This window comes from Stenotrophomonas sp. 169, assembly GCF_014621775.1.
Classification (GTDB): domain Bacteria; phylum Pseudomonadota; class Gammaproteobacteria; order Xanthomonadales; family Xanthomonadaceae; genus Stenotrophomonas.
The window spans coordinates 3,728,407-3,745,608 of the sequence record NZ_CP061204.1 but is presented as its reverse complement, the minus strand read 5'-3'; the positions used below and the strand labels follow the sequence as shown (position 1 = coordinate 3,745,608).

At 66.1% G+C, this 17,202-nt stretch carries 11 protein-coding genes; 6 read left to right on the top strand and 5 right to left on the bottom strand.

Features of this window, described 5'->3' with window-relative positions:
* Positions 1-61 precede the first annotated feature (61 nt).
* The 5 genes from ICJ04_RS16360 to trxA form a co-directional block, all read right to left on the bottom strand.
* The gene (locus ICJ04_RS16360) at positions 62-1,081 is read right to left on the bottom strand and encodes a cupin-like domain-containing protein (RefSeq protein WP_188325227.1); all 1,020 of its coding nucleotides are present in this window, start codon (positions 1,079-1,081) and stop codon (positions 62-64) included.
* A gap of 6 nt (positions 1,082-1,087) precedes the next feature.
* Complete coding sequence (locus ICJ04_RS16355; RefSeq protein WP_188325226.1) at positions 1,088-4,099, bottom strand: TonB-dependent receptor; 3,012 nt, start codon at positions 4,097-4,099, stop codon at positions 1,088-1,090.
* Positions 4,100-4,964: 865 nt separating this feature from the next.
* Positions 4,965-5,981 (bottom strand): LacI family DNA-binding transcriptional regulator, encoded by a 1,017-nt coding sequence (locus tag ICJ04_RS16350; protein WP_188325225.1) that lies wholly within the window; start codon positions 5,979-5,981, stop codon positions 4,965-4,967.
* A gap of 283 nt (positions 5,982-6,264) precedes the next feature.
* Positions 6,265-8,037, bottom strand: coding sequence for a transcription termination factor Rho (gene rho, locus ICJ04_RS16345; RefSeq protein ID WP_188325224.1), 1,773 nt, complete (start codon positions 8,035-8,037; stop codon positions 6,265-6,267).
* A 225-nt stretch (positions 8,038-8,262) separates the two neighbouring features.
* On the bottom strand, positions 8,263-8,592 hold the full coding sequence (trxA, locus tag ICJ04_RS16340) for a thioredoxin (protein WP_188325223.1): 330 nt from the start codon (positions 8,590-8,592) through the stop codon (positions 8,263-8,265).
* Positions 8,593-9,115: 523 nt separating this feature from the next.
* Here trxA and rhlB point away from each other — a divergent pair.
* The 6 genes from rhlB to ICJ04_RS16305 all read left to right on the top strand — a co-directional run bounded on the left by rhlB (position 9,116) and on the right by ICJ04_RS16305 (position 17,143).
* Positions 9,116-10,855, top strand: a complete 1,740-nt coding sequence (rhlB, locus tag ICJ04_RS16335; protein ID WP_188325222.1) for an ATP-dependent RNA helicase RhlB — start codon at positions 9,116-9,118, stop codon at positions 10,853-10,855.
* A 197-nt stretch (positions 10,856-11,052) separates the two neighbouring features.
* Entirely contained in the window at positions 11,053-11,739 is a 687-nt protein-coding gene (gene ftsE / locus ICJ04_RS16330) for a cell division ATP-binding protein FtsE (protein ID WP_188325221.1), read from the top strand.
* On the top strand, positions 11,736-12,710 hold the full coding sequence (gene ftsX / locus ICJ04_RS16325; RefSeq protein ID WP_188325220.1) for a permease-like cell division protein FtsX: 975 nt from the start codon (positions 11,736-11,738) through the stop codon (positions 12,708-12,710). The genes ftsE and ftsX overlap by 4 nt, the downstream gene beginning before the upstream one ends.
* Positions 12,711-12,717: 7 nt before the next feature.
* The gene (locus ICJ04_RS16320; RefSeq protein ID WP_188325219.1) at positions 12,718-13,557 is read left to right on the top strand and encodes a response regulator; all 840 of its coding nucleotides are present in this window, start codon (positions 12,718-12,720) and stop codon (positions 13,555-13,557) included.
* Positions 13,557-14,282 (top strand): uracil-DNA glycosylase, encoded by a 726-nt coding sequence (ung, locus tag ICJ04_RS16315; protein WP_188325218.1) that lies wholly within the window; start codon positions 13,557-13,559, stop codon positions 14,280-14,282. The genes ICJ04_RS16320 and ung overlap by 1 nt, the downstream gene beginning before the upstream one ends.
* 722 nt (positions 14,283-15,004) lie before the next feature.
* Positions 15,005-17,143: a DUF11 domain-containing protein gene (locus tag ICJ04_RS16305; protein ID WP_188325216.1), complete on the top strand. Its 2,139-nt coding sequence runs from the start codon at positions 15,005-15,007 to the stop codon at positions 17,141-17,143.
* Positions 17,144-17,202: the final 59 nt, after the last annotated feature.

The following is a 17,202-nucleotide window of genomic DNA, read 5'->3' as shown; positions in this document are numbered from 1 at the left end:
GGCTCGGCGCTACAGGTGGGCGCACTGCGGGCGGCGATGGTCCGCCGCACAGGGCACCGCGTCAGCGGTCCAGCCGCTGCCGCAGGGTGGTGCGCAGGGTGGCGGCCGATGTTTCATCCAACGCCCCCAGCACCCCCCGTACGGGTGCCGGGATGTGGGCGGCGGTGTGGTCGCCGGCCTCGAACACGTAGTGATCGAACATCGCCTTCCACGCTGCGCGCTGGGTTGCCGGCAGTTCGCGTATCGCCAGCAGAGACAGCATCATGGCGTTCATCGGCGAATCGGCCCATGCCGGCACCGGGCGCCACCAGTAGTTCACCAGCACATTGAAGGGGGCCAGCCCTTCCATGTGGTGCCACCACAGCGAGGGAATGAACACCGCATCGCCAGGCTCCAGCTCAGCCACCTGCGCATGCGCCATCGCCTCGGCAAATCGCGGAAAACGCTGCAGGTCCGGTGCGGCGAAGTCGACCAGGCTGATCGCCTGACCGGCGGGGGTGAAGTCGAGCGGACCCACGTAGAGGTTACCTACCTGCTCCGGTGGGAACAGCGTGACGCGTCGACGCCCGGCCGCCACGCAGGCCAGGTTGTCCGGTGCGTCGTAGTGCGCCGCGATCCGCGAGCGGTTGCCGATCCAGATGCTGGCCAGTGCATCGGCCTGTCCCAGCGCCAGTGGATTCTCCTCCCGCAGTCCGGGCAGGTAGGTATCCAGCGTAGTGGATGCCACATAGATGGTCGGTGCGTCCGGATCGCTGCGGTACTTGAGCAGGGTGTCCAGCACCACGCGCAGCGGCACCTGTTCACGGCGGAAATTGAAACCACTCAGGTCTTCGTTGTAGAACACCCGGCCCTTCGCGCTGGGCGCCGCGGTGGTGGCGGTGACCGGCATGCCACCGTGGTCGAAGCGCTTGAGGTAGTCCGCCGCCGCCGCGTCGGAGCGCTGCCCCGCCTGGACCAGCGGCCACGCGCCGGCAAGCCCCCGCACCACCTTCGGTGTGGTCCAGCTCAGTAGTGCGGCAGGCAGTGCCGCAGGATCCGCGAGCGGGACTTCTTCGATCGGGCGGGGCGGGGGCAGGTTCATCGCCGCTCAGAACTTGTAGCGCACGCCGAACATGTAGCGAGGGCCGGTCTGGGTGGCATAGCGCAGCATGTTGCTGTGGCGGGCGTAGGTGCGCATCGTTTCGTCGGTCAGGTTGATCGCTTCCACGCTCAGCGTCAGCTGCTCGGTCACCGCGTAGCTGATGTTCAGATCGAGCTGGCCATACGCTTCGGTGTAGTTCGGGTTTGGCCCTTGGCCACCGATGCCGTTGAGGAACTTGTCGCGCCAGTTGTAGGCCGCGCGGATCTGCCAGGCGTGCTTGTCATAGAACAGTACCGCATTGGCCGAATCGCTCAGGCCGACCATCGGATACTGATCGCCCAGGCTCAGGTTGTCGAACGTCAGTCCGGATTTCACCTTGGTGTAGTTCGCCGCCACGCCGAAGCCGGACTCGCCGAACAGGTGCTGCACCGCCACCTCCCAGCCTTGCAGATGATCCGAACGCTGGTTGGCTGGCAGGGTGATGTCGAACCCTGCGATCGGGTCACCCGGCTGGCCGACGATGCTGCCGGTCTGCTGGCCGGCCGAGTTGACGCCGGTAGACACAACGCCCGGGTCACCGGCGTGGTTGGTGAAGATGTAATTACGGATGCACACCGTGTCGGTGGTGACGCAGCCCGACGCCAGCGCTTCGTTCCAGTACGCCCCGCCGACCGGCGTGTGCAGGCTGCCGGCATCTTCGCGGGCGATGGTGTTGCTGATGAAGTTCTTGATGTTCTTGCGGAAGAACCCGACCGAGGCGTAGCTGGCGTCGCCGTAGTACCACTCCAGCGAAAGGTCGAAGTTGTCCGACAGCAGCGGCTCCAGCGCCGGGTTGCCGCGCGAACCGGTGCCCCCCTGCGTGCGCACGATGTTGTCCAGGCGCTGCCCGCTTTCGATCTGCGTCCAGCCTGGACGGCCCAGGCTGCGGCTGTAGCTGCCGCGCAGCGCCAGCGACTCGTTGATGTCCAGCTTGAGGTCGACGTTGGGCAGCACGTAATCGTACTTGCCCTGGCCGCCGATGAACGCGCCGTCGTCGGCATAGGTGATGTTGAACTCGTTGAGTGAGTTCCAGCTGATCGAGGTGGGCACCCGGACCAGCGCCAACGATTCCACTTCGGTCTGTTCATAGCGCACGCCGGCTGCGATGTGCAGTGGCATGTTCCAGTCAAAGGTGGTGCGGTACTGCAGGTAGGCGCTCTTGGATTTTTCGCTGGTACGGATGTCTTCGGAGTACTCGGTCGGGGCGAGATAGCACGTCGGGCACGCGGGCTCGGCGCCGTTGGCCACCTGCGCCGCACGGTCACGCAGGCGATCGAAATCGAACACTAGGAACTGACCCGTCAGGCGCGGATCGTCATGGCCGGAGAACGCCTTGAAGTATTTGCCCATGTCATCGGCGTACCAGATACTGTCATCGTAGTCGGCCGGCGTGCCGACGCCGCCCCAGCTGTCACGTTGCTGGATCGCCGCTGCGGACCGGTTGTCCACCTGGGTGTGGCCCACGCCGAAATCGAGCGCCGAGTAGTCGGCGAAACGGAACACGCCCTTGGCCTGCAACTGCTCCACTTCGGATTTGTTGTAACTGTTCTGGAACACCGAACCGGTGACCAGTGCATCGGCGGCCTGCACGCCGCCCGGCGGCAGTGCGATGTTGATGATCGGCAGGTCGCCGCTGTAATCCACGGTGGTCGTGCCGCGCACATAGGCCGCCACGCCGAGCACGCCGGCCGATCCATAGGGGCCATCCGGCTGCGATTCGGCGCTGGCACGGTGGTAATCGAACGACATGTCGAGCGCGTCGTTGACTTCCCACTCGACGTTGAACCCCAGCGATTCCATGCTGTTTTTCGTGGCGAGCTTCATGCCGCCCATGGCCACGTCTCCGTTGACCACGTCCTCGCTGTACACGATGGGTGCGGCGATCGGACCATCGGTCCAGGTGCTGTCACCGGGGCCGTAGTTGAACCACACCGACAGTTCGCTGCGCTGCTGCTGCACCTTGTTCTCGACATAAGTGTAGTCCAGCGTGGTGGTGACGTTGTCCAGCGGCTTCCACTGCAGCGTGGCCTGGCCGTTGGTGCGCTGGCGCTGCACGGCGTTGACGTTGTACGCGGTGTTCTGCGGGCGGCCGTAGATGTCCTCCGCACCGGGACGGTTGGTGATGCGGTCCGAATAGCCGGTGCCCGGCTGCGGCAGTGCGCGCCAGTCGCTGGTATCGTCGCCGCGCAGTGTTGCCCAGCCTTCCGCCACGGTGGCCTGGTTGAAGCCCGAGTCACGTTCCTGGTGGCTGGCACTCAGCGCCACGCCGAAGCGTCCATCGGCGTAGACCTGGCTGAAGATGCCGGACAGTTCGCCGGTGACATTGGATCCCTGCAGCGTGCGCGGCACGTTGTCGTTGGAGGTGTCGTGCACCGCCTTCATGCCCAGGCTGACCACCGGTGCGGCTTCGAGCGGGCGCAGCGTCTTGATGTTGATCGTCGCACCGATGCCACCGGTCGGGTTGTCGGCGCGGGTGGTCTTGTAGACCTCCACTGCGGAGATCGACTCGGAGGCGATGTTGGCGAAATCGAACGAGCGCGAACCGGACAGTCCACCGCCGCCGTTGCCCAGGTTGGAGGCCGGCATCTGACGGCCGTTCAGCAGCACCAGGTTGTAGTCCGGGCCGATGCCGCGCACGGTGACCTTGGAGCCTTCGCCGCTGGAGGTGCGGTCGATCGAGACGCCGCTGATGCGCTGCAGTGACTCGGCGAGGTTGGTATCGGGGAACTTGCCGATGTCCTCGGCGACGATGCCATCCACCACGCCCTGACTGTCGCGTTTGAGGTTCATCGACGATGTCAGACTGCCGCGGATACCGGTGACCTGCACGGTGTCCAACGTGGAAGGATCCACATCCGGCGACGGCGTAGTAGCGGACGGGCGATCAACGGGTGCCTGTGCCCAGCCGGGCGCAGCCACGGCAAGCATCAGGGCGGAAGCGAGCATCGTCTTGCGGGGTACGGCCTTGTACATCCTCATTGCGATCCCTCCCCAGGGAGTGCGGAAACAGCGGGTTTAAGTTCGGCTGAAACGCGGCAACTGCTTGACGGGAGCGATTTGGGGTTGCGTTGACAGCGTTGTCAACAAACTGACATGGACCGCCCCCGCAGGCAGCGCGGCCTGCTGCCAGCTGAATGGCATGACGATGGGAGGCCACATACGGCAAAGTGTTGTCCTGCCTGTGTCCACGCGCGCAGGACGCATCGGTGGAAGCGCACGTGCCCTGCTCAGCGGCGTGCTGCGTTGCGCAACAGTTCTGCGCAGATAAATCACCGCCGACTGACAGCGCTCGACAATTCGCCCGCAAGCGCTTCACCTCCCGGCCAAGCAAGCCTGGCGCGCCGTCGGTAGCGCTGACCCATGGTCGGCGAGCGCAGCGGTCCGTAGGCGGCAGGATTCCGCCGAGCGTCCGAGATAGGTAGCGCCGACCCATGGTCGGCGAGCGCAGCGGGCCGTGAGCGGCAGGATTCCGCCGAGCGTGGCTCGGCGCTACCAGAGCATGTGCAACGGGCCGCGGATGATTCCGTCCGAGATAGGTAGCGCCGACCCATGGTCGGCGAGCGCAGCGGGCCGTGAGCGGCAGGATTCCGCCGAGCGTGGCTCGGCGTTACCAGAGCATGTGCAACGGGCCGCGGATGATTCCGTCCGAGATAGGTAGCGCCGACCCATGGTCGGCGAGCGCAGCGGGCCGTAGGCGGCAGGATTCCGCCGAGCGTGGCTCGGCGCTACCAGAGCATGTGCAACGGGCCGCGGGATGATTCCGTCCGAGATAGGTAGCGCCGACCCATGGTCGGCGAGCGCAGCGGGCCGTGGGCGGGAGGATCCCGCCGAGCGTGGCTCTGCGCTACGCGCCGGCGCGCCGCCCCGGTGCGGCGGTCGACTCGCGCACCAGCACGGTGTGCTCCAGGGTGATCATGGCGCCGGCGGCAGGGGCGCGGATGCGGTCGATCAACTGTTGGCTGGCCAGCCGGCCCATGTCAGCGGTCGGCTGCCGCACGGTAGTCAGCGCCGGGAAGATGTGGCTGGCGAGCGGGGTGTCATCAAAGCCGCAGACGGACAGGTCGTGCGGTATGCGCAGGCCGCGGCCGCCGGCGACGCGGTACACCGCGGCCGCCATGTCGTCGTTGGCTGCGAAGATGGCCGTGGGCGGGTCGGCGAGGTCCAGCAGCCGATGCGCGGCGGGGAGGCCGGACTCGAAAGAAAACTGCCCGCTCACCACCAGCGACGGGTCGTAGGCGATCCCCGCCTCGCGCAAGGCCGCGCGGTAGCCGGCATGGCGCCACTGGCAGGCACCGTGGGTGCGAGGTCCCTTGATATGCCCGATGCGCCGATGGCCAAGCGCAAGGAGGTGCCGCATCAGCTCGACCACCGCCGTGGTTTCATCCATGCGCACGCCGATACCCGTCGACGGGTCGCGCGGGGCAATGCTGGCAAACGGAATGCCGTGCGTGTGGAGGTAAGACAGCACCACCGGATCATCGGTGAGGGGCGGGATCAGCACCACGCCATCCGGCCGTGAGTTCTCAAACAGGGCACGCAGGTCAGGCAGCGCGTGCTGCCCGATGCCCACCGGACCCAGAAGCAGGTTGTAGTGGTTGCCGTGGCACGCATCGAGCATGCCGCTCTGTATTTCCATCAGGTAGTTGCGTGATGGATTGTTGTAGGCCAGTGCCAGCGCATACGAACGCTGGCCGGCCAGGCTGCGTGCCGACGGGTTGGGCTTGTAACCGAGCTTCGCCACGGCATCGCGCACGCGCTGCTGGGTTTGCTGGCGCACATTGGGCTCGTTGTTGAGCACCCGCGACACGGTCTTGATCGACACCCCGGCCGCCGCAGCGACATCCTCGATTCGTCCAGCCATGGTGCAGACCTTCCTCCGTGGGGCAGCGGCGCGCGAGGCGCGCCCGGCGATGGTGCTACGTCGGCCTGATATTGCCACGGTGCGGCGCAGCACGGACGGCCGGTGGATGCCTGTTGCCGGTGCCTGCGGATCCCGGCGCCGCTGGGCTCGCCGACCATGGGTCGGCGCTACCGATGACAGTGGCCCGTCTGGTGGAGGGAGCCCCTGGCGGATGTTCGCACCCCGTAAACGACAAAGGCCCCGCAGTGCGGGGCCTCGTCGTACTTCCATCAGCGCCGGAAAATCAGCGCTTCATGGAACCGAAGAACTCGTCGTTGGACTTGGTGTTCTTCATCTTGTCGAGCAGGAACTCCATCGCGGCCATTTCATCCATCGGATGCAGCAGCTTGCGCAGGATCCAGATCTTCTGCAGCAGTTCCGGCTCGATCAACAGGTCTTCGCGACGGGTGCCCGAGCGGTTGATGTCGATCGCCGGGAACACACGCTTTTCGGAGATACGGCGGCTCAGGTGCACTTCGCTGTTGCCGGTGCCCTTGAACTCTTCGTAGATCACCTCGTCCATCTTGCTGCCGGTGTCGACCAGCGCGGTGGCGATGATGGTCAGGCTGCCGCCTTCTTCCACGTTGCGGGCCGCACCGAAGAAGCGCTTCGGACGGTGCAGCGCGTTGGCATCCACACCACCGGTCAGCACCTTGCCCGAGCTCGGCACCACGTTGTTGTAGGCACGGGCCAGGCGGGTGATCGAGTCGAGCAGGATCACCACGTCCTTCTTGTGCTCGACCAGGCGCTTGGCCCGCTCGATCACCATTTCCGCGACCTGCACGTGGCGCGCGGCCGGCTCATCGAACGTCGAGCTGATGACCTCGCCGCGCACAGTGCGCTGCATTTCGGTCACTTCTTCCGGACGCTCATCGATCAGCAGCACGATCAGGTGCACGTCAGGATGATTGGTGGTGATGGCCGTGGCCACCTGCTGCATCATCATCGTCTTGCCGGCCTTGGGCTGGGACACGATCAGCGAACGCTGACCCTTGCCCTGCGGTGCCATCAGATCGAGGATGCGGCCGGTGATGTCTTCGGACGAGCCGTTGCCGCGTTCCAGGGTGAAGCGCTTGCGCGGGAACAGGGCGGTCAGGTTCTCGAACAGCACCTTGTTCTTGGACGCTTCCAGCGGCTCACCGTTGATGGTGTCCACGATGGACAGCGCGAAGTAGCGCTCGCCATCCTTCGGGAAGCGGATGCGACCAGACAGGTGGTCGCCGGTGCGCAGGTTGAAGCGGCGGATCTGGCTGGGCGAGATGTACGTATCGTCCGGACCGGCCAGGTAGCTGGCTTCTGCAGCGCGCAGGAAGCCGAAGCCGTCCGGCAGGATTTCCAGCACGCCGTCGGCTGCAACGCCGTCGCCATGGCGGGTCAGCACCTTCAGCAGGGCGAAGATCACGTCCTGCTTGCGGGCACGGGCCACGCCTTCGGAAATCTGCAGCTGCTCGGCGATTTCCAGCAGCTTCTGCGCCGGCATGCGCTTGAGATCGCTCAGCGAATAGACCGGGAAACCCTCCGGCACGTTGGGCTGCTGGGTACGCACGAACGGCTGCTGCTGTTCGTTGTTGTCCTGCGGCAGGCCATCGTCGCGGCCACCACGGGCAGGACGGTCACGGCGATTGCGGAAGCGATCGCGGCGGTTGCCCTGGCCCTGCTGGTTGCCCTGCGCGTTGCCCTGCGCATTGTTGCCCTGGTAAGGGCCCTGGTTCTGGCCACCGGCGTTGTTCTGCTGGCGCGGCTGGCCGGATTCGCGGCCTTCGCCACCGTCACCGCCGCTGGAAGCGGACGATTCGGAAGCCGGCGCGCTCGGCGCTGCAGGAGAAGAGGGAGGCGTAGCCGCGGCGGGTGCCGACGACGGTTGCGGTGCTTGCGTCAACGGCAACGCCGGCTGATGGGCCGCCGGTGCGCTGGTCTCGGCACCGGACGGTGCAACGGCCTTGCTGACGCGGGGCTTGCGCACACGCTTTTCGGCGGGCGCATCAGCGCTGCCGGTTTCGGAAGTGGTATCGGACAAGAGCGTTATTCCTCGCTTGAAGGTGCGAGCGCCCGGCTGGGGCGGCGAACGAAGGGAAAGGGGTCTGGAGTGAACTGCGTCCAGAGGGTGCGGCACGCGAACGCGGGCCGGATGTGCCGACACTATCACCGGCGTGCAGCGGCTTGCAAGGGCCGCTTGTGGCAGACGTTCATGCAGAGCAGGCCCTGCGGCAGCCGGGATCACCGGCTGCCAGTACCTGCAGGGTCAGGCGAGGGCCTTGTCCAGCAGGCCGGCCAGCTGGGCCTTGCCCACCGCACCGATCTGCTCCGCTACCTTTTCGCCATCCTTGAAGACGACCAGGTACGGAATCGAGCGCACGTGATACTTCACGGCCAGATCGCGTTCCTGGTCGACATTGACCTTGACGATCTTCGCGCGTCCCTGGAAGGCATCGGCCAGCTCATCGAGGGCGGGGGCGATCATCTTGCACGGGCCACACCATTCGGCCCAGAAATCGACCAGCACCGGTTCCTTGGAACCCAACACAGTGCTTTCGAAGTCAGCGGTGCTGACGTGTACAACCTTGTCGCTCATCTTGGTCTCTCGTCTGGTGATGCACCCGGCGGTGGCCGGAGGTGGGTGAACTGGGCCACGCCAGTGTGGCGCGAACCGTGTCGTTGCCTCGTGGAGCGTGCCCACGGTGCGTTGGGCGGATGCCTGGACGCTCACGGCCGGCAGTTTACGCCTATCCGCGCGAGGGGACAGAGGCCGGCTGGAACCCAGCGTATCGTGATCGAAGGCATCCGGGAAATGTGCCGGATTCCACTGTCACTACCTATCACCTAGGGGCGCGAGCCAAGTGCCACAAGAGGCAGAAGGGGCTGGATTCAGGCCGTGGAGCGGCAGATGAAGACGGCGAAACGAGTCGTCTCTAATAGCTATGAGACGCTTGGGCCCGGTTTGGCGCCTCGAGTACGCTAAACTTCACCGTTGAGCGGCAAGGGACCCGACAGGTCCAGCGCCCGCCGACCCGCCGCAGGGGCCGCAGTTTGCGACGGAGCCCCCAGATGATGCCGAGCCGCCCGATTGCAGGTGGCGGCCAGACCAAGACGGACACATGAGCGACAAACCGCTGACCGATTTGACCTTTTCCTCCTTCGATCTGCATCCGGCGTTGCACGCCGGTCTTGAAGGAGCCGGATTCACCCGCTGCACCCCGATCCAGGCGCTGACGCTGCCAGTCGCACTCGCCGGTGGCGATGTCGCAGGCCAGGCACAGACCGGCACCGGCAAGACGCTGGCCTTCCTGGTGGCCGTGGTGAATCGCCTGCTTACCCGCCCGGCGTTGGCTGACCGCAAGCCGGAAGACCCGCGCGCGCTGATCCTCGCACCGACCCGCGAGCTTGCCATCCAGATCCACAAGGACGCGGTGAAGCTGGGTTCGGACCTGGGCCTGCGCTTCGCGCTGGTCTATGGCGGGGTGGACTACGACAAGCAGCGTGAACTGCTGCAGCAGGGCGTGGACGTGATCATCGCCACCCCGGGCCGCCTGATCGACTACGTCAAGCAGCACAAAGTGGTGTCGCTGCATGCCTGCGAGATCTGCGTGCTGGACGAAGCCGATCGCATGTTCGATCTCGGCTTCATCAAGGACATCCGCTTCCTGCTGCGCCGCATGCCCGAGCGCACCACGCGGCAGACCCTGCTGTTCAGCGCCACGCTCAGCCATCGCGTGCTGGAGCTGGCGTATGACCACATGAACGAGCCGCAGAAGATGGTGGTGGAGAGCGAATCCATCACCGCCGCACGCGTGCGCCAGCGCATGTACTTCCCGGCCGACGAAGAGAAGATCCCGCTGCTGCTGGGCCTGCTGTCACGCAGCGAAGGCGCGCGCACGATGGTGTTCGTCAACACCAAGGTGTTCGTCGAGCGCGTGGCGCGTTCGCTGGAACGTGCCGGCTACCGTGTCGGCGTGCTGTCCGGCGACGTGCCGCAGAAGAAGCGCGAGAGCCTGCTCAACCGCTTCCAGAAGGGCCAGCTGGAGATCCTGGTGGTCACCGACGTGGCTGCCCGTGGCCTGCACATCGACGGCATCAAGTACGTCTACAACTACGACCTGCCGTTCGACGCCGAAGATTACGTGCATCGTATCGGCCGCACCGCCCGCCTGGGCGAGGAAGGCGATGCGATCAGCTTCGCCTGCGAACGCTATGCGATGGGCCTTCCGGATATCGAGGCCTACATTGATCAGAAGATCCCGGTTGAAGCAGTGACCGCCGAGCTGCTGACCTCGTTGCCGCGTCCGGAACGCGCACCGGCTGCGCCGGGCGAAGAAGGCGACGAGAACGAGAGCGTCAGCCAGATCTTCCGTGAAGCACGCGAAGCACGTGCTGCCGAAGAGGAGCGTCGTGGTGGCGGCCGTGGCGGCAAGCCGTCGGCGGGTCGTGGCGAACGCACTGGCGAACGCAGCGGTGAGCGCCGTCCGCGTCCGCCGCGCAAGCCGCGGGTGGAAGGTGAGGTCGTGGCCGGTGCAGAAACCGCCGTCGCCGCCAGTGCTGTGGAAGGCGCCGTTGCGCCGGCTGCGCTGGACAGCGTGCAGGCCCCGCGCCCGCCGCAGGCCGAAGATGCCGCGCAGGATCCCGCCCTGGCCGATGGCGAGCGCAAGCCGCGCAAGCGTCGTCGTCGTCGCAACGGCCGTCCGGTCGAAGGCGCCGAGGCCGGCACCGAGAGCAGTACGTCGACCACGCCGGTATCGCCGGTGCAGGTGATGGCCAAGCCGGTCCGTGGCGTCGATCCCAGCGACTCGTTCCTTACCCGCATCGGCCGCAAGATCCGCCGCATGCTGGCGGGCACCTAAGCGGCATCGCGTTCGCGCTGTCGCGCTCGCGGTCCGCTGGGCGAATCGCGGGCCGTGTTTCAACAGCACCTACACCCCCGGGCCTGCGGCGCTGCCCCAGGCTCAGGGGGCAGCGGTCTCTCCGGTCTGCCCCGCCGCGGGCACAGGCCCTGACGCGATGTCTCCACGCCGTGGCGCCTGTCCTGCATAATCAGGGGATGAGCGTCCTGCGTTTTGACAATGTAAGCAAACAGTACGCCGGTGGGCACGAGGCGCTGACGGATGTCAGCTTCGACGTGGCGCCGGGCGAGATGGTGTTCGTCACCGGCCATTCCGGTGCCGGCAAGAGCACCCTGTTGAAGTTGATCCACCTGGACGAACGGCCCAGCCGTGGCGCGGTGGTGTTCAACGAGCGCAACCTGCTGAAGGTGCGCGGTGGCGACGTGCCCCGGCACCGTCGTGAGGTCGGCGCGGTCTACCAGGACCACCGGCTGCTGATGGACCGCAGCATTTCCGAGAATGTCGCCCTGCCGCTGATCCTGCGCGGTACGCGCCGTGCCGACATCGGCAAGCGCGTGCGCTCGGTGCTGGAGCGGATGGGCCTGGGCCATCGTGAAAAAGCCCTGCCGTCGCAGCTGTCGGCAGGCGAACAGCAGCGCGTGGGCATCGCCCGTGCCATCGTCGGTGAGCCGCGCCTGTTGGTGGCCGACGAGCCCACCGGCAACCTGGACCCGACGCTGGCGGCAGAGATCATGGCGCTGTTCGCCGAGCTGCCCTCGCGGGGCACCAGTGTGCTGGTGGTCAGCCATGACCTGGCCCTGCTGCGGCGTATGCGCAAGCGTGTGCTGATCCTGGACCACGGCAGGCTGGTCGACGACATCTCGCCGCAGGACCTGGCCGAATGAGCACCGATACATCCCCCTCGACCGAGCGCAAGGCCAATGCGCCGGCGGCCGCTCCCTCGCGCGTCGGCATCTGGTGGCAGCACCACATGCACAGCATCGTCTTCAGCCTGGGCCGCGCCTTCCGCAAGCCGTGGTCGACGCTGCTCACCGTAATGGTGATGGCGCTGGCGCTGGCCCTGCCGCTCGGCCTGTCCATCGCCCTGGACAACCTCAAGCACTTCACCGGCAGCGTGCAGCAATCGCGCGACATCAATCTGTTCCTGAAAGCCGAGCTGGACGGTGCGACGGCCGAGGCGCTGGCCACGGAACTGCGTGCCCGCGATGACGTGCAGGCGGTGCAGTTGCGTACCCCTGACGAGGGGCTGGAAGAACTGCGCGAGAACGCCGGGCTCGGCGAAGCGATCGATGCGCTGCAGTCCAATCCCTTGCCCAGCCTGCTGGTGGTGACGCCGGCAGCGGCGACGGACGATGCCCGCCTGGCGCGTGCGTTGGGCACGCTGCCGCAGGCCGACCTGGTGCAGCATGACGCGCTCTGGCGCACGCGCCTGGATGCCTGGCTGGCCTTCGGCGCGCGGCTGGTGCAGGTGTTGTCCCTGGTGCTCGGACTTGGTGCGGTGCTGGTGGTCGGCAACACGGTGCGGTTGGATATCCAGGCGCGGCGCGAGGAGATCGGCGTGCTGCAGCTGCTCGGCGCCAGCGATGGCTTCATCCGCCGCCCCTTCCTGTATCTGGGGGCCTGGTACGGGTTGGGGGCGGGTCTGGTCGCGCTGGGCCTGATCGCCGGTGCCGGCGCGGCACTGTCCGGCCCGCTGTCCCAGCTGTCGCAGAGTTATGCCAGTCCGTTCGCGCTGAAGGGGCTGGACCTGCTGCATTCCTCGGTGGTGCTGCTGGCCATCGTGCTGGTCGGCTGGCTGGGGGCATGGCTGGTCACCGGACATTTCCTGCGCCAGACGCGCCCCACTGAAACCTGAGACCGGCATGCTCAAGCACGCCCTCAAACACCTGCACGACGATGCCACCCGGGTCATGGTGGTCGACGGATCGCGGCTGGTCCGCAAGCTGATCGGTGACGTGCTGCAGCGCGACCTGCCCGGCGTGCAGGTGGTGGGCTGTGCCGGCATCGAAGACGCCCGCCGGGCCCTGCTGGAGGGACCGGTCAACCTGGTCACCACGTCCTTGTCGCTGCCCGATGGCGATGGCCTGGCGCTGGCGAAGATGGTGCGCGAATCCGCCGGCCAGGCGTACGTGCCGGTGATCGTGGTCTCCGGCGAAGCACAGGTACACCTGGAGCAGCGCCGTTTCACCGACTACATCACCGATTATTTCGACAAGTCGCTGGGCCACGAGGCGCTGGCCGCCTTCATCCGCGGCTATGTGCAACCGGCGATCATTCCCGGCGCCACGCTGTTGTACGTGGAAGACAGCCGGGTCGTGGCCGAGGCCACCAAGCGCATGCTGGAAAGGCAGCAGCTCAACGTGCTGCACGTGATGACCGCCGAAGAAGCGGTCACCCTGCTGACCGCCGAATCCCTCGGCCGCAACCAGCACCGGATCGATCTGGTGCTGACCGATGTCACCTTGAAGGGCGAGCTCAGTGGCCGCGACCTGGTGGAGCGCGTGCGCGTGGATTTCGGTTACAGCAAGCGCCGGCTGCCGGTGCTGGTGATGACCGGGGATGGCAATCCACTCAACCAGAGCGTGCTGTTGCAGGCTGGTGCGAACGACCTGGTGCTTAAGCCCATCGAAGAACGCCTGCTGGTGACGAAGGTATTGTTCCAGTTGCGGCTGTCCCGACTGAACCCCCGATCGGTAATGTAATGAACGACGTCGTACTCCCCTCCATCCAGCTGGAAGCGAGCTGGAAAGCGCACGTGGGCGATTGGTTGCTGCAGCCGCAGATGCGCGAACTGTCCGCCTTCCTGCGCCAGCGCAAGGCGGCAGGCGCCGCAGTCTTTCCGCCGGGCCCGCAGATCTTTGCCGCCTTCGACGCCACGCCATTCGATGCGACCAAGGTGGTGATCCTCGGCCAGGACCCGTACCACGGCCGTGGCCAGGCGCATGGCCTGAGCTTCTCGGTGCAGCCCGGCGTGCCGGTGCCGCCCTCGCTGCTCAACATCTACAAAGAGATCGAGCGCGACCTGGAACTGCCGCGGCCGGACCATGGCTGCCTGCTGCCGTGGGCCCGTCAGGGCGTGCTGCTGCTCAATGCGGTGTTGACGGTGGAAGAGGGCAGTGCCGGTGCGCATCAGAAGCGCGGCTGGGAAGGTTTTACCGACCATGTGGTGGAGACCTTGAACCGGGAGCGCGACGGTCTGGTGTTCATGCTCTGGGGCGCCTATGCGCAGCAGAAAGGCAAGGTCATCGACACCGCCCGTCACCGCGTCCTGAAAGCCCCGCATCCCTCGCCGCTGTCGGCGCACCGCGGCTTCATCGGCTGCGGGCATTTTTCCGCCGCCAACGACTATCTGCAGCGCCGGGGGCAGGCGCCGATCGACTGGTCGCTGCCACCGGCCAGCGCGATGAGTGCAGCCGTTGGCGGATGAAGGTGAGTGATGACCGTGAGTCGTCACGCGGTCGATCAGTCCTCCAGCATTTCGATTATCGCGCGCGCCACTTTACGTTTTCGCGGCGTCATTTTCCGCAACAGGCAGAGAATCTCGGCCTCGTGAGGAACGCGCTCGGCGGGTGTTATCTCCGGTATCGGCAGATCGTTTCCATCCTGTGGTCTACCCGGTCCTCGCCCCGTTGCCAACCACTCAAAATGGACCTGCGTCACAATTGCAATTTGTGCCAAATGGGTCACACTTGGGCACGTTCCGCCCTCACGTTCCCACTGCGCAACGGCGCTCCGGCGGACGCCGGTTTCCTGCGCCAGCTGTGATTGGGATAAGCCGGCAGTAAGTCGTGAGCGCCGGATCCTGTCGCACATCTCCTTCATTCCCACCTCTCCATGTCGTGGTAAGCACAGCTTACCGGGAAGTGATTCTTTTTTCGGCGGTACAGAAACGCTGTCGGGCGCTTATGTAGCAACCGTGCCGACCTTCCCTTGGACTGCAGGTCAGCGTTACTGCCCTCTACTTTCACATCCTCCCATTTGACGGTTTCGCCGCGTCCCGCATTAATCACTCCGAACCGGGCCTAAACGTAATCCCGGGGAAAAACCGGACAGCAGTGCATCAGTTCAGGTGACGGAGTAATTCCGCCGCCGCGATCAGGTACTGCCTGAAGCAATGTGGGGGGCAAGGGAATGGTTAATGTGAAGGCCGTGAAACTACCGTCATTACGCTTGCCCGCGCTGGTGTTGCTGACGGTGTTGATGGTGCTGGGTTGCCTGGGCCGCGCCCATGCCCAAGCGACCACGGCCTGTACCGCCGGTGCCTGCGTCAGCGCCGGCCCGCGGTTGGCATCGGTGGATTCCACCCAGAGCCCGATCCTCAACCTGCTGTTCGGCGCGCTGCTGCCGGGCACCACCCTCAACCTGACTGCCGCCGACTGGAACAGCCTGGCCGGTGCCAACATCAACCTCAATGCGCTGATCACCCAGCTCAACGGCGGCGTGGTCGTCAGCGACCCCAGCCAGGTGCTGAACACCGCGATCAGCCTCGGTACGTTGCGCGCCGCGATGGTGGCCGTGCTGCAGGCCGACAATCAGGCGCTGGCCGCCAATATCCTCAACGCGTTGCCACTCGGCGTAGCCGGTGCCACCGGCACGATCCGGCTGGGGGATCTGCTGGAGATCGCACTCCCCACCGGTTCGCTGACCACGGTCAGGCTCAACGTGCTCGACCTGCTCACCGGCAGCGTGCAGCTGTACAACTTCCGCAACGTGTTGACCACGCCGACGCCGATCACGGTGAACACCGCGGCGCTGGGGCTCACCGGCCTGGCCAACGTGCGCCTGTGGCTGCAGGTGGTGGAGCGCCCGGTCTATACCTGCGGGCCACTGGGCAGCGCGTTCCACAGTGCGGCGATCCGGGTGAAGCTGGACCTCGACCTGGCGCAGGGTCTGAACACGGCGGCGCTGACGGGGCTGCTCAACAACCTCAACGTGCTGGGCCTGGTCAAAGTATCCAACGCCAACATCAGTGCCAGCGTGCTGCACCTGCAGGTATACGCGGACATCGCCCGCGCCGAGGGCAGCATCTCAGCGGTCAACCTGGTGGCCAATGCGGTGACCCTGCAGGCGCGCCCGGGACTGGTGAACCTGTACGTCGGACAGATCAGCGATGCCACGTTCTTCAACCGGTCGACCGTGCTGACCGAAAGCGCGCTGACGCCAGCGACGCTTACCTCACTCAATGTCACCGTGCGCATCACCACGCTGCTCAACATTCCCGTCGCCGACGTATCGGTGCCGCTGGCCGTCAGCATCCGCGGCTTCGCCACGGCCACGCCCGGCCTGCAGGCGGCGAGTTTCACCGGCCCCTACCCACAGACGCGCACGCTCGCCGCCGGTACCGTCAGCGCGGCAACGATGGTGTCCACCCTGGTCAACTCGCTCAACATCCAGGTCACCAGCGGCACCCCGGTGGTGACATTACTGGGTGCGCTGCCGTTGCCGTTGCCGATCAACGACCTGGTCAGCACGCTGGTCAGCACCCTGCTGCAGCCGATCCGCACGGCGGTGAACACGCTGGTCACGCCGGTGTTGACGACCCTGCTGGGTGGACTGGTCGACAACCTGCTGGGCCTGCTCGGTATCCGCATCGGCCAGGCCGTGTTCACCGTGGAAGGGGTGACGCAGGCTTGCGCCGCCACGCTGCAGCTGGTGAAGGAACTGCAGCCCACCAGTGACACCGGCCGCTTCAACTTGGCCATCACCTACAACGGCGGCACGGTAGGCACGGCGAACGACGTCGGTAACAACGGGGCCACCGCTGCCGTGGTGACCGTGCCGGGCGGCACCTACGCAATGGCGGAAACCGCAGCGGCGGGCACCACCCTGGAGCGCTATGCCAGCACGTGGCAGTGCGCCAACCAGGACGGCACGGTCGTCAGCTCGGGCACCGGCAACAGCTTCACCCTGCAGGCGCCGGCCGTGAGCGCCGTGCCCGTCGCGCTGGTATGCCGCATCGTCAACCGCACGCGCCGAGCGGATCTATCGATCACCAAGACCGACGGCAGTGGCACGTACACGCCTGGTGGCACCGCGACGTACACCCTTGTGGTGACCAACGGCGGCCCCGACGCAGTGACCGCTGCGGTGGTCAACGACACCCTGCCCAACGGAGCGACCTTGAGCGCCGCCTGGACCTGCAGCGCCAGTGCGGGCAGCGCCTGCGCCGTGGCCAGTGGCGGGGCAGTGGGCGACAACAGCATCAGCGTCGGTGTCGATCTGATCGATGGCGGGCAGGCCACGATCAACGTCCCGGTGATCTTCAGCAGCAACCCCGCCGCGTACTGACGCGCGGGTGCCTTACCCCGACCGGCGCGCAGCCCATCGCGTGTTGCCGGCACTGACGA

What these genes read in the sequence shown, in the direction of transcription:
- rhlB (WP_188325222.1), top strand. Translation starts at nt 9,116, where the DNA reads ATGAGCGACAAACCGCTGACCGATTTGACCTTTTCCTCCTTCGATCTG.
- trxA (WP_188325223.1), bottom strand. Translation starts at nt 8,592, where the DNA reads ATGAGCGACAAGGTTGTACACGTCAGCACCGCTGACTTCGAAAGCACT.
- ftsX (WP_188325220.1), top strand. Translation starts at nt 11,736, where the DNA reads ATGAGCACCGATACATCCCCCTCGACCGAGCGCAAGGCCAATGCGCCG.
- ftsE (WP_188325221.1), top strand. Translation starts at nt 11,053, where the DNA reads ATGAGCGTCCTGCGTTTTGACAATGTAAGCAAACAGTACGCCGGTGGG.
- ICJ04_RS16350 (WP_188325225.1), bottom strand. Translation starts at nt 5,981, where the DNA reads ATGGCTGGACGAATCGAGGATGTCGCTGCGGCGGCCGGGGTGTCGATC.
- ung (WP_188325218.1), top strand. Translation starts at nt 13,557, where the DNA reads ATGAACGACGTCGTACTCCCCTCCATCCAGCTGGAAGCGAGCTGGAAA.
- ICJ04_RS16355 (WP_188325226.1), bottom strand. Translation starts at nt 4,099, where the DNA reads ATGAGGATGTACAAGGCCGTACCCCGCAAGACGATGCTCGCTTCCGCC.
- ICJ04_RS16320 (WP_188325219.1), top strand. Translation starts at nt 12,718, where the DNA reads ATGCTCAAGCACGCCCTCAAACACCTGCACGACGATGCCACCCGGGTC.
- ICJ04_RS16360 (WP_188325227.1), bottom strand. Translation starts at nt 1,081, where the DNA reads ATGAACCTGCCCCCGCCCCGCCCGATCGAAGAAGTCCCGCTCGCGGAT.